The following is a 13,919-nucleotide window of genomic DNA, read 5'->3' as shown; positions in this document are numbered from 1 at the left end:
CTATAACCATAAATAAACACTCTGTTGGCAACACAGAAATACTAAGAATTGATGCTAGCTAAGGATACGAGGTTTGGGCTTTGCCCATTATCCTTCTATAACCATAAATAAACACTCTGTTGGCAACACAGAAATACTAAGAATTGATGCTAGCTAAGGATACGAGGTTTGGCAAATATAGAGACATGTTATATATAAGTTAAGAAGGATAATGGGATTACATCCCAAACCTCGCAGATGATCGTTATCCTTCTATAACCATAAATAAACACTCTGTTGGCAACATAAAAATAACTAAGGATTGGCACTAACTAAGGATACGAGGTTTGGCAAATATAGAGACATGTTATATACAAGTTAAGAAGGATAATGGAATTACATCCCAAACCCCGCAGATGATCGTTATCCTTCTATACTATAAGTAAGCACTTTGTTGGTAACATAAAAATACTAAGAAAATTATTGATAACTAAATATTACGAAGAGTACTCTTATTAGTTTTAAAATGGTAATTGGTTAACGCCAAAACGCTATGTATTACAGAGAGTACTCTTTTATTAATTTACTTTTTGTGAGGAACTTTATATATGATAAAATTAATTGTATTTGACCTAGATGATACATTGTATAATGAATTTCAGTTTGTACAGAATGGATTTAAAGCAGTAGCAGAATACTTATCACATAAATATTTAATTGATAGCAAGGAATTGCAAAGCAAAATGCTGAACATTTTAAATGAATATGGCAGGGGTAAGATTTTTAATGTGCTGTGTGAAAAATGTGGATTTATTGAAGCGATGAATGACTTGGTTTTTATATATAGAAATGCTAAGTGTAAACTTAATTTATATGATGACGCATATTATATTTTAGAAAAATTGAGATATAATTATAAACTGGGACTGATAACTGATGGAAAAGCGTCTGTGCAGTGGAATAAAATAAAGTGCTTAGGAGTAGAAAATTACTTTGATAAGATAATTGTGACCGATGATTTTGGAAGAATGTATTGGAAGCCACATGAATATTCCTATAAAAAAATGCTTGAATATTTTAAATGTGAGCCGCAAGAAGCCATATATGTAGGAGATAATCCAACTAAAGATTTTATTGGTGCAAGAAAGGTTGGCTTTTTTACTGTACGAATTATAAGAGAATTTGGTGACAATATGAAACTTAAAGAAGAGAAAGGCTATGAAGCTGACTTTACAATAAATAATTTAAAAGAATTAATAAATATAATTCAACTTTTGCATTTAAAAAAATAGCAACCATAACTCTCAATTCTCCACTTTCCATTTTTAACTAATAAAAGACTGTATGGAATATAAATTTCATGATATACTAATAATAAGAAAATAAAAAAACAATTCTTAAATTGAGAATTGTTTTTTATTTCTCTATTTGTCTTGCATTGAGGTGAATAAGATGAAACGATTTAATACAACTGGTGTTTGTATTCCAGAAAAGGATTTTATGGTAGATGTTACTGGTAAGGTAAATCAAGTTGAAAGTATGATTGATAGAGGGGAATATTTTATAATAAATAGACCAAGGCAGTATGGAAAGACCACCATATTATTTCAATTATATAGGAGACTTAAAAATAAATATTTAATTATTCGAACCAGTTTTGAAGGCTTAGGTGACCTAATTTTTAAGGACGAGGAGATATTTAGTAGCAGAATTTTAGATGTATTTTCAAAAGCATTAAGATTTACAGATAAAGGGAAGTCAGAAGAAATAAAACTCATGAGTAAAAATTCAAGGAATTTAGAAGATGTTTCTGAGGCTATTACAGAATTTGTAGTGAATTCGGAAAAGGAAGTAATTCTTTTTATTGATGAGGTTGATAAAAGCAGTAATAATCAATTATTTTTAAGTTTTTTAGGCATGCTTAGAAATAAATTTTTACTTTCAAGAGATGATTTGGATTATACTTTTAAAAGTGTCATATTAACAGGAGTTTATGATGTTAAAAATTTAAAATTAAAGCTTAGGCCAAGGGAAGAAAGGAAATACAACAGCCATTGGAATATTGCGGTAAATTTTGAAGTGGATTTGAGCTTTAAACCTAAAGAAATTGAATCTATGCTTCATCAGTATAATGAGGAAAGAAATATTACTATGAACTATGACGAAATTGCAAATAAACTTTATTATTATACTAACGGATACCCATTTTTAGTAAGTAGATTATGCCAGATTATAGATGAAAGGATACTGAAGCCTGAAGAAAAATCATGGACTACTCATCATATTGATGAAGCAGTTAAGTGTATTTTGAAGGAAAATAATACTTTATTTGATGATTTGGTAAAGAACCTAGAGAATAATAGCGATTTATATGGGGAAGTTTATAGTATTGTTATAGACGGTGAAGTAAGAGTTTATAATAATTTAAATCCTACTATTAATATAGGAACAATTTATGGAATATTTAAAGAAGATGATAATAAAGTTACTATTCACAATAGAATTTATGAACAAATAATTTATAACTATATGATTTCTAAAATTGAGGCAAAGGTAAAAATGAGCAATTATAATTTTAGAGATAATTTTATTATAGACAATGATGCGCTTGATTTACAAAAGATACTTCTAAAATTTCAGCAATTTATTAAAGAACAATATTCAGAAATTAACACAAGCTTTTTAGAACGAGAAGGTAGACTTATTTTCCTAGCATTTTTAAAGCCAATTATAAATGGAATAGGTTTTGATTTTAAAGAAGTTCAAATTTCCCAGGAAAAGAGATTAGATGTAGTTGTTACTTATGGTAAAAATAAATATGTTATAGAACTTAAAATATGGCATGGAGAAGAATATCATAAAAAAGGATTACAGCAGCTTTATGATTATTTGGAAATTCAAAATTTAGATAAAGGATATTTACTTATCTATAATTTTAATAAGAATAAACAGTATAAAAATTCTAGCGTGAAGTTAAATAATAAAGAAATATTTATGGTATGGGTATAAACGAAAACTAATTTTATACGATAACTTAAATAAGGCGGGAATAGAGGGTTGTTAATTCAACTATGTAGTTCCCGTTTTTTATTTGTGTGTAGAATATAACCTAACTGTGAATTGTGCACTGATTAAAAATGGGGTGATTACTATAAAAATAACATGTATTGTTCAAGCAAGAATGGGCTCAGAAAGACTTCCTGGTAAAGTTATAAGGAAAGTTCTTGATAAACCAATGATAATTACTGTACTGGATAGACTAAAAAAATCAAGATATATAGATGACATAGTATTAGCTACATCAACATCCGAAAAAGAAGAAGTACTGGTGGACAAATGTGAACAATATAACTATAAGGTATTTAGAGGTTCAGAGGCTGATGCACTTGAAAGATATAAAGAAGCAGCAGACATATATAATAAAGAGAAGGATGGTATAATAATAAGAGTTACAGGAGATTGCCCTTTAATTGATGCTGTTATATTAGATAATGTAGTGACTAATTTTATATATAATGATTATGATTACATAAGACTCGATGTTCCAGAAACCTTTGTAAGAGGTTTTGACGTAGAGGTGTTTTCTAAAGCTGCACTTGATAAGGCATATTATGCTGTTCATGAAAATTATAAAGGTATTTCAAAAGAAGAAATAGATATGTATAAGGAACACGTAACTCTTTATATGTATAGAAATCCTGATAGATTTAAAATAGGATATGTTAAAGGAAGCAGCTTTTATAAAAAAAATTACAGATTATGTGTTGACACTGAAGATGATTTTAAACTGATTAGTGAAATATATAATCACTTTAAAGATGAATTTGTATCTTCAAAAGATGTAATTAAATTTTTGGATAACAACAAAGAACTTGCATTAATTAATTCCGACGTAAAACAAAAAAAGGTTTGTAAATGAACAGACTACAATTTGAAAATTATAAATTTCAAGTTAATCTTGATAAATTAGAATTTGTAGAGGACTGCAGTGAAGGGTTTTACGATGCTGTGCACGTAAAAGGTTAACTTTTTTACCTTCGATAAAAAGTTAAGGGTGATTTTCCTCCGTTTTACTGTGGAAAATCTTTAACTTATTTAAATTATTTATTTTTCGTAGTGAAGCGGAGAAAAATATTCCTTAACTTTTTGCTGTGGCAAAACCTTTCACCTTTGACAACCAAAGCTATGTCAAACCCTTCACTTTTCACATAAGTGAAAAAGTTAGTTTTTTAATGAGCAGGGCGAGTTAAAACCCTTCACTCTGTTTTACAAGTTTTAATTTATTAGTATAAGTTTGGTATTTGCAATTTCTATGTTTCAAGTCGTACACATACAGAGAGGAGATTGGTATGAATATACTTTTAACAGCTATAGGCAAGAGAGTACAGCTCATTAAGTGGCTTAAAAATAGCTGTAAAATTATAGGCACAGATGCATCTGAAATGGCACCAGCCAGATACTTTGTAGATAAATTTTACAAGGTAAAGAAATTTAGCGAAGAAGGGTACATAGAGCAAATTTTAAATATATGTGAAAAAGAGAAAGTGGATTTTCTTGTGCCGCTTTATGAAAAAGAATTTTCAATGCTTTGCGATTATAGAACATGCTTTGAAGCAAAAGGAACAAAATTAATTTTAAGCGGTAAAGGCATTATTGAAATTTGCAATGATAAATGGAAAACATACGAATTCTTTAAGAAAAATAATATAGAGTGTCCCAATACATATTTAAAAAATAATATACCTTATGATGTGAAATTTCCTCTTATAATAAAGCCTTTTAATGGTATGGGAAGTCAAAGTGTATTTAAAATAAAAAACCAAAAAGAGCTGGACTTCTTTTTAGAATATGTGGAAAATGCAATAGTACAGGAATTTATTGAAGGCACAGAATTTACTGTAGATGTTCTTTGTGATTTAAAAGGCAGTGTTATTTTTGCAATTCCAAGAGAAAGATTAGAAGTTAGAGCTGGTGAAGTTTCTAAAACAAGAACTGTTAAAAATAAAATAATAATTGAAAAGGTAAATGAATTATGTGAGAAGCTTAAAAAAGAATGTGTAAATGAAAACCTCATGGGACCTTTGACCATGCAGTGCATATTGAATGAGAAAGGTGAGGTATACTTTATAGAAATTAATCCTCGATTTGGTGGAGGGGCACCACTTACCTTTAAAGCCGGTGGTGATTATGGATTATATTTTAATAAGATGAAAGAAGAAGCTCATATAGAGCCAATTGATAACTTTGAGGAAATTACAATGCTTAGATATGATGAAGGAATATACTTATAGAGTTAACTGAGGAGGAAGCATGAATAAGGTTATAGATATAAACGGTATAAAAGTTGGCGAAAATCAAAGAACATTTATAATAGCTGAAATGTCAGCAAATCACAATCAGAGCTTTGATAGGGCAGTAAAAATAATTAAAGCTGCTAAAAAAGCAGGAGCAGATGCTATAAAACTTCAAACCTACACTCCTGATACCATAACATTGGATTCAGATAATGAATATTTTCAGATAAAGCAAGGTACAATATGGGATGGAACTACATTACATAAACTTTACGAAACAGCATATACTCCATGGGATTGGCAGCCAAAACTTAAAAAGATAGCAGAAGAAGAGGGAATTATATGTTTTTCATCACCCTTTGATAATAGCGCAGTAGATTTTTTAGAAGAAATGAATGTTCCAGCATACAAAATAGCTTCTTTTGAGCTTACAGATATACCATTTGTTGAGTATGTTGCATCAAAAGGTAAACCCATTATAATGTCGACTGGAATCGCTGAAATAGGAGAAATTCATGAGGCACTTGAAGCCTGCAAAAGAGTGAATAATGAAAATGTTATTTTATTAAAATGCAGCAGTTCCTATCCAACACCTTTAGAAGATATTAATCTTAAAACAATTCCTAATATGAGGGAAACTTTTAACTGCAGTATAGGACTTTCCGATCATACAATGGGATATTCTGTTTCTACAGCAGCAGTAGCCCTTGGAGCATCCGTTATAGAAAAACATTTCACATTAAGTAGAAGCGATGGTGGTCCTGATTCTGCTTTTTCTATGGAATCTTCTGAATTTGAGGCAATGGTTAAAAGTATAAGAGAAGTTGAAAAAGCACTTGGAACTGTAACTTATGAACTCACTGAAAAACAAAAAAATAGCAGACAGCACTCAAGGTCATTGTTTGTTGTAAAGGATATAAAAAAAGGTGAGAAATTTACAAATGAAAATGTCAGAAGCATAAGACCAGCCTTTGGACTTAAAACGAAATATATTAATGATATTATTGGCAAGGAAGCGAGGACTGACATAAAAAAAGGTACTCCTATCAATTGGAAATTGATAGAATAGATGAAGGGTTTGACGATGCTTTGCACGTCAAAGGTGGATTTTTAAGCTAAAGCCAAAAGTTAAGGTGTATTTTTCTACGTTTTACTACGAAAAATAAATTATAAGATTAAAAATAAATCCCGTGGTTATAATTTAGGTAGTATTTATAATTATGAGGTGAGTATTGTGGAAAAATCTGCTTTATTGAAAGAAAGTTTTAATGTTGCTTTAGAATCTATTAATGTGTATAAATATCTTTCGGCTAAGAATGAATATGTTTTGTCAAAGCAATTTTTTAGAGCTGCTACCAGCATTGGAGCTAATATTAGAGAAGCGAAGTATGCAGAAAGTAAAAATGATTTTATTCACAAGTTTCGCATTGCATTAAAGGAATGCAATGAAACCTTGTATTGGTTAGAACTCATTGAAGTTAGTGAAGGACAGAAAATAAAAGAAGTTGACTATATTCGCAAAAAATGCAATTCTATTTTAAGGATGATAGTATCTTCTATACAAACATGTGAGAAAAATTTAGAAAATGCTAATAGAACTTAAAATCAGAAAAATTTAACATAGATAAATTTAACATAGGAAAATTTAACGTAGTTAAATTTGAAAGACCTAAAATTAAAGTAGATAAATTTAACGCAGTTAAATTTGAAAGACCTAAAATTAAAGTGGATAATTTAACGCAGTTAAATTTGAAATAGTTAAATTTGAAGATTTTCCGCAGCAAGGCGGAGGAAAATCAACCATAGCATTTTATTGCAGATAAAATAATTCACCTTTAACGAGCGAAGCAAAGTTAAACCCTTCACTTTTCGCTTCAGCGAAAAAGTTAGTCTTTTAACGAGCAAGGCGAGTTAAAACCCTTCACTTAATAATAAAAGGGGATAGAAAATTGAAAATTTTAATTAGAGCTGATGGTGGTAACAGCATAGGTATGGGCCATATTATGAGGACACTCACCCTTGCTAAAGAATTAAAAAGATATTTTGATGTAGAATACGTATGTAGAAATGGAAATAAATATTCTGAAGGTATACATAAAGTTCAAGTGTCAGGTTTTAAAATTAATATAGTGGGAGAAAAAAGTTTTTTAGAGGATTTAATCAAGCTAAAAGGAGATATACTTATAACTGATAGTTATGATGTAGATGATGAATATTTTTCAGCAACTAAAAAAATATTTAAAAAAACAATATACATAGACGATATGGGCTTGTATTCTTTTAAAAATGTCGATATTGTTATAAATCAAAACATAAATGCTGAGGATTTAACTTATGATTTAGCTTCTAAAACGCAATTTCTTTTAGGCTGCAAGTATACTATACTCAGGTATGAATTTATAAATTTGAGACATAAATTAATAAAAAGAAAAGTGAAAGATATAATGATTACTTTAGGTGGTTCAGATCCATTTTTGGTAACACTTAAAATGCTTTATTATGTGAAGGATCAGCAGTACAATTTTCATGTTGTTATAGGGCCTGCTTTCAATGAGGATTATGTCAGTAAACTTAAAAGCTATGAAAAATATTCTAATATGCTTTTGTATTACAATGCTGATATGAAATCTCTAATGGAAAAATGTGATATATGCATATCAGCGGCAGGAACAACGCTGTATGAACTTTGCGCAGTTGGAATCCCATCGCTTTCTATAACAATCGCAGAAAATCAAGATAGAGTTGCAGATAAATTTGATGAGCTTAAAATTATAAAAAACTTAGGATGGCATGATGACATAAATAAAGAGAAGATCTTAAGTGAAATAAATTTGTTAAATAAAAATTATAGTATGCGGAAAGAAATATCAGAAAAGTCTAGTAAACTTATAGATGGAAAAGGAACCTTAAGGATAGTTGAAAGAATTTTGGATATGGTATGAAATAATTGTCAAGACATAGCTAATAATACCAATAATTAACTATATTGTATAAGAGTTTCAAATTACAGATAAAAACTAATTTTCATAAATTAATTTAATACACAAGTTTCAATTTTTGAAATTTGTGTATTTTTTTAATATTTCACCAATATTCTGTTATAATAGATTACAAAGGGGTTGAAAATTGTAATATGGAGAGAAAAAAAGCAATAGTATTTGGTGCATCGCGTTTAGGCGAAATTGCTTATAATGTCCTTAAAGATAAATATGAAATATGTTATTTTAGTGATAATGATTTAACTAAATTAGGAAAAAGATTTTGTGGCGTAGAGGTAATTAATCCTAAAGTATTGATTGACTATCCAAATTTTAATATTATAATTGCAAGTATGTATTATGGACCAATATCAGTACAATTAAAAAATTATGGTATAAATGATATTTACATTTTCTTTTATATTGATCCAAGTGACATAACATATAAAAAAGCTTATTGTCTGGAAAAAGCTTGTGATATAGATAATTATAAAAATATTAAAATTGATAGAAAATTTAAAAAAGAATATAGAAATGAATTTAGTCTTATATATGGTAAAAATAACAGTAATGTAAAAAATAAAAATCATATAAATCATAAAAAAAGAGTATTAATAATTTCATATATATTTCCACCAATTGGAGGACCTGGTGTTCAAAGAACTTTGAAGTTTGTAAGATATCTAAATAAATATGGTTGGAAGCCTATAATAATTACTTGTGGAAGGAACTTTTTTCAAGATGGTGAGGACAAAACACTGGTGGATGAAATACCGAATGACACGCAAATAATTAGAGTAGATGATGAATACTTCAATTCTGAGAGATTAAGTAAAATCCAGATTCAGCAAATTGTAAATTTATTATATGGGTTAATAGATAGCGATGAGTTAATGAATGAATTTGTAAATTATATTAAATTAAACAATTGTATGAATAGAAAAGAAATATTAACACCAGATACCTGTATATCGTGGGTAAATTCTGTAATGGAAAAAATAGAACAGGTCATTGATTTTAATAATATTGATATGATATATACAACGTCTGCACCTTGTTCTTCACATATAGCTGGCTATTATCTAAAGAACAAGTATAATTATATACCATGGGTGGCAGATTTTAGGGATGAATGGACATACAATCCCTATTCAAATAGAGATGAAAATGATATAAGGTTTGAATTTGAAAGAGAATTAGAAAAAAGCATATTAAATTGTGCAGATAGAGTAGTTACGGTTACCCCAATGGCAGTAGAAAATTATATTTGTAATTTTAAAATACCTAAAGAAAAAGTTGTTAATATCACTAACGGATTTGATGAAGAAGATTTTTATTTTATGAGCAATAAAAAGGAATACAATGATAAATTTACGATAATTTCAAATGGATCTTTTTATTTGGAAATAACACCATATTCATTTATTACAGCTGTTAATGAATTGATTAGGGAATGTAAAATAAAAAAAGAGGAATTATATATAGAGTTTGTTGGAAAAGTTCAAAGTGAAATTCAAACTAAAATTAATGAATTAAATACATACAATTTAGTGAAAATAAAATCCTATGTTCCGCATATAGAAAGTTTGATTAATGCAAATAAGGCGAATTTGCTTTTATTAGTTGTTGGAAATGATGAAAAGGTTAAAAGAGTATATACTGGAAAAATATTTGAATATTTAAGATTAAAAAAAGATATATTAGCTTTATCTCCACAAGGTAGTGTAATTGAAGGCTTGCTAAATGAAACAAAATGTGGCAAAAACTTTGAATATAATGATATATCAGGTATGAAAAAATATATTTTAGATTGTTATAATTTATGGAAAGAAAATAAAACCTATAATGAGTTTGATGATAGTAAAATTCAAAAGTATAATAGACAAGCACTTACGGGGGATTTGGTAAATGTGTTTGAAAGCTTGTAAAATTTTATGGAGTGATTTATTTGAATGATGTTGAACTATCAGTGTTAATGTGTACATATAACTCCGAAGAATATATTTCGGAAACTATTGAAAGTATTTTAACTCAAACCTTTGATGCGTTTGAGTTTATAATTGTGGATGATGGGTCAACGGATGGAACAGAAGCAGTTATAAAAAGCTTTCAAGACTCAAGAATAAAGTACTATAAGCTTTCAAAAAATGTTGGGGTTGGTAAAGCTTCAAATTATGGGCTTAAAAAAGTTATAGGAAAATATATTGCAAGAGTTGATTCAGATGATAAATATGATAAAAAAAGATTTGAGAAGCAAAAAGATTTTTTAGATAAAAATAAAGATATTTGTATTGTAGGATCATTAAGTGAATATTTTTGCGGTAATAAAAATAGTGAAAGGTATAAATATTGTAAGAACTATATAGAAAAACAAAATAACAGTATTTTAACAGAGAAAGATATGCATGAAAAACTATATTGGTACTGCTGTTTGATTAATTCATCTATAATGGCAAGAGCTGAAGTTATAAAAAAATATGGATATGGTAATTTTAGAATAGGGGAAGATTATAAATTATTTTATGAGTTAAATAAGAAAGGATATAAAATAACTAATATCAATGAAGTTTTGTGTGAAATTCGTGTGAGTGATAAATCTGTATGTTCTACTAGTACGCTGGAAGTATATAAAGTACTTTATGAAATAAAAAAGGAAGAAATTAAAAATTTATTTAAGAGTGATGATCGTGAGATTTATATATGGGGTGCTGGAGGACTAGGAAAGAATTTATATAATATATTTAAAGAAAATGGATTTCAAATTAGTGGATTTGTTGATGGAGCGGAAGAAAAATGGAATACAACGATTTTTAATATGACAGTAAGGTCACCATATGAAGTTATAAATAGCAGTAAAAATATTAAGGTGGTTGTTGCTTCAGAGCCAGGAAGGTTTAGCATAGTAAAATACTTAAAAAGTGTGAAATACAATAATTTGATCGATTATTTAGCATTTTAAATGTTAATGTGGAGAGGATATACTTATTATGATGTATAGTGACAAAAAAATATTAATTTTTGGAGCCTCTAAATCAGGAGAAAGGGCATATGAAATATTAAAAAATTTTAACTTCAAAATAGTTTTTTTTATAGATAATAACGATATCAAGTTTGAAACCTTTTTTTGTGGTATAAAAGTAAAATCTCCTAGTATTTTAAGTGAAATTAATATAGATGAATATTTAATAGTAATTGCAAGTATGTTTTATGACGAAATATCCAGTCAATTAAATAGTTGCGGTTTGGTAAAAGAAAAAAATTATATTGAAATAAATAAATTAATGAAGTATATGCTAAAAGCTAATATGTCGGAAATTACTAAAAGATTAAAAAATACATTAGAGCCATCTTTAACTGAAATGAGTTATGAAAAAATGCAGCTTAAGGATAGCTGTTGTAATATATTGATTACATTGCCTCGTGGACTTATACTTGGAGGCATAGAAAACTGGTCAATTACAGTAAATAGAGGAATAAAAAATCTTAATAAAAATTCGTACTTAGTTAACTTAAAACCGAGTATAACTTCAGAAATTAAGAATGCTTATACTAATAATAAAATTATAAATTTAAATTTTGATAAAATTGATTACTTTGATGCATTAATTAATGCTTGTAATGAGCTAGCAAAATATTTACCTTGTACAATTATAAATAATGATTCATTTGAAATTTTACAAATATCATATATTTTAAAGGAAATGTATACTGACCAAGTAAGGATAATATCAGTTTTACATGGAGATATATTTATGACATATTATCAAAATGATATGTACAGTAAAATAATTAGTAAGTTTGTATGTGTAAGTCAAGAAATAGAAAGCAGTTTAATAAAATGTTTATCTGAAAGAAAAAACGATATATCTAGCAGAACATCTCCTGTAGAGCTTAATAATATAAAAAAGGTTTACTCATATGAGAAAGAACCTATTAAAATTGGATTTGCAGGTAGGCTAGTTAAGGAACAGAAAAGATGTGATTATTTATTAAAGTTAATTGAAAAATTGGAATTGAAAAAGGTGAATTATGAAATTCATATAGCTGGCGTTGGCCCATATTATAGTATAATTAGTGAATTTATTATAAAGCAAAATTTAAAACATAAAGTAAAATTATATGGACTTATCCCACATTATAAAATGAATGATTTTTGGAGTAAACTTGATATATATTTAAATCTTTCAGATTATGAAGGCACAAGTATTTCTATGCTAGAAGCTATGGGGAATGGAGTGATTCCAATTGTTACAAATGTTAGTGGAGTAGATTTATTTGTAAAAAACGAAATAAATGGATTTGTTATAAATAAAAGAGATATAGAGACTGCGGAAAAAATAATTTCGTATGTATATGGGAATAAAAATTTGTTGCATATATATGGAGCTATTAACAAAGAAATAATAAGACAGCAATGTTCAGTAAATAATTATGTGAAATATTTATTAGAACTATAATTTAAGGAATGATAAAATGAAAATTTCAGTTATAATACCGTGCTATAATTGTGAAAGATTTATTCAAGAAACAGTTTATAGTATATTACAACAAAGTGTTTTACCAATTGAAATAATATTAATTAATGACAGTAGTTCAGATGATACACTAAAAATTTTACATGAATTGAGAAAGTCTAATAATATGATAAAAATATTTGATTTTAAGATTAATATGGGCGTCTCATTTTGTAGAAATTATGCTGTTGATAGGTCAAATGGTGATTATGTGATGTTTTTAGATTCAGATGATTTAGCACTGCCAAATTTAATTGAGGAGTCTCAAAGAAAACTTAATAAACTAAATGCCAAATTTAATGATAAATATGTAATGTCATATTGTAGTTATGTTCAAATAGATGAAAATGATAATATAATAAGTGAAGAGATGAGGGGAATACAAACTGAACCGCAAGAAATTTTAGGATACGAATTTTTAAGAAATTATATATCGACTAGTGGTGTGATTTTAAAAAAAGAATCTTTTTATAAAGCATGTAAGTTTAATGAAAAATTAACTTATGCTGAAGATTGGGATTTGTGGCTTAGAATAGCTCAAGTAGGTGGTTTTTGTTATATTGATAAGCCATTAATTAAAGTTAGAAGAAGAAATAGCAGTTTGTCTTCTAATTTGGAAAATATGAAAATTGGTGAAAAGGCAATTTTAAAACAGTACAATATTAATTTTATAGAAGATGCTATTAATAAAAGAAACCTTCCTAAGTATATTAATGTATGTGATTTTGTTTTTATGATGTTTAGATTTGGAAATTACGATGAAGGCTTCAAGAAGTTAAAAGAGCTTAGTAAAAATTATGAATACTATAATATATATTTTTTGCTTGGATTATACTACATAAAAAATAGGAAGATAGACTTATCCATAGATAATTTTTTGAAAACTATAGGGTTAAAGAAGAACCATGGTGCCGCGTTGAATAATATTGGGGCATTATATATGTTAAAAAAAGATTTTATTAGCAGCAAAGATTTTTTAAAAAAGGCATTATTATATTTTCCTAATTATATGGATGCAAATTATAATTTAAGTTTATTAGGTAGTAAAAAAGATAATATAAATTTTGAAGATGTTAAATTTACATGGAGAGAATTAAGAGAAAATTTATTAAAATATTCTTAAGAGTATTTTTTATAATAGAATGTGGCAATAA

At 27.6% G+C, this 13,919-nt stretch carries 11 protein-coding genes; all 11 read left to right on the top strand.

What is annotated here, in order from left to right:
- The first annotated feature begins 587 nt into the window (after positions 1-587).
- The 11 genes from LQK79_RS00945 to LQK79_RS00895 all read left to right on the top strand — a co-directional run bounded on the left by LQK79_RS00945 (position 588) and on the right by LQK79_RS00895 (position 13,888).
- Complete coding sequence (locus LQK79_RS00945; RefSeq protein ID WP_231015108.1) at positions 588-1,271, top strand: HAD family hydrolase; 684 nt, start codon at positions 588-590, stop codon at positions 1,269-1,271.
- Positions 1,272-1,431: 160 nt separating this feature from the next.
- Positions 1,432-2,988, top strand: a complete 1,557-nt coding sequence (locus LQK79_RS00940; protein ID WP_231015106.1) for a GxxExxY protein — start codon at positions 1,432-1,434, stop codon at positions 2,986-2,988.
- A gap of 142 nt (positions 2,989-3,130) precedes the next feature.
- Complete coding sequence (locus LQK79_RS00935) at positions 3,131-3,898, top strand: glycosyltransferase family protein (RefSeq protein WP_231015287.1); 768 nt, start codon at positions 3,131-3,133, stop codon at positions 3,896-3,898.
- Positions 3,899-4,328: 430 nt separating this feature from the next.
- Positions 4,329-5,270 carry an ATP-grasp domain-containing protein gene (locus LQK79_RS00930; RefSeq protein WP_231015104.1) on the top strand — a complete coding sequence of 314 codons (942 nt, stop codon included), beginning with the start codon at positions 4,329-4,331 and terminating at the stop codon, positions 5,268-5,270.
- A 19-nt stretch (positions 5,271-5,289) separates the two neighbouring features.
- The gene (gene pseI, locus LQK79_RS00925) at positions 5,290-6,342 is read left to right on the top strand and encodes a pseudaminic acid synthase (RefSeq protein WP_231015102.1); all 1,053 of its coding nucleotides are present in this window, start codon (positions 5,290-5,292) and stop codon (positions 6,340-6,342) included.
- A gap of 165 nt (positions 6,343-6,507) precedes the next feature.
- On the top strand, positions 6,508-6,876 hold the full coding sequence (locus LQK79_RS00920) for a four helix bundle protein (RefSeq protein WP_231015100.1): 369 nt from the start codon (positions 6,508-6,510) through the stop codon (positions 6,874-6,876).
- A gap of 346 nt (positions 6,877-7,222) precedes the next feature.
- Entirely contained in the window at positions 7,223-8,215 is a 993-nt protein-coding gene (gene pseG, locus LQK79_RS00915) for a UDP-2,4-diacetamido-2,4,6-trideoxy-beta-L-altropyranose hydrolase (RefSeq protein WP_231015099.1), read from the top strand.
- A gap of 191 nt (positions 8,216-8,406) precedes the next feature.
- Positions 8,407-10,179: a glycosyltransferase gene (locus LQK79_RS00910; protein WP_231015096.1), complete on the top strand. Its 1,773-nt coding sequence runs from the start codon at positions 8,407-8,409 to the stop codon at positions 10,177-10,179.
- 20 nt (positions 10,180-10,199) lie between these two features.
- On the top strand, positions 10,200-11,210 hold the full coding sequence (locus LQK79_RS00905) for a glycosyltransferase (RefSeq protein WP_231015095.1): 1,011 nt from the start codon (positions 10,200-10,202) through the stop codon (positions 11,208-11,210).
- A gap of 31 nt (positions 11,211-11,241) precedes the next feature.
- Positions 11,242-12,708 (top strand): glycosyltransferase, encoded by a 1,467-nt coding sequence (locus tag LQK79_RS00900; protein ID WP_231015094.1) that lies wholly within the window; start codon positions 11,242-11,244, stop codon positions 12,706-12,708.
- A 16-nt stretch (positions 12,709-12,724) separates the two neighbouring features.
- Complete coding sequence (locus LQK79_RS00895; protein ID WP_231015093.1) at positions 12,725-13,888, top strand: glycosyltransferase family 2 protein; 1,164 nt, start codon at positions 12,725-12,727, stop codon at positions 13,886-13,888.
- Positions 13,889-13,919 lie beyond the last annotated feature (31 nt).

This window comes from Clostridium guangxiense (assembly GCF_021043395.1).
Taxonomy (GTDB): Bacteria; Bacillota; Clostridia; order Clostridiales; family Clostridiaceae; genus Clostridium_S; species Clostridium_S guangxiense.
The sequence above is the reverse complement of the archived record's forward strand: the minus strand, read 5'-3'. Positions and strand labels throughout refer to the sequence as shown.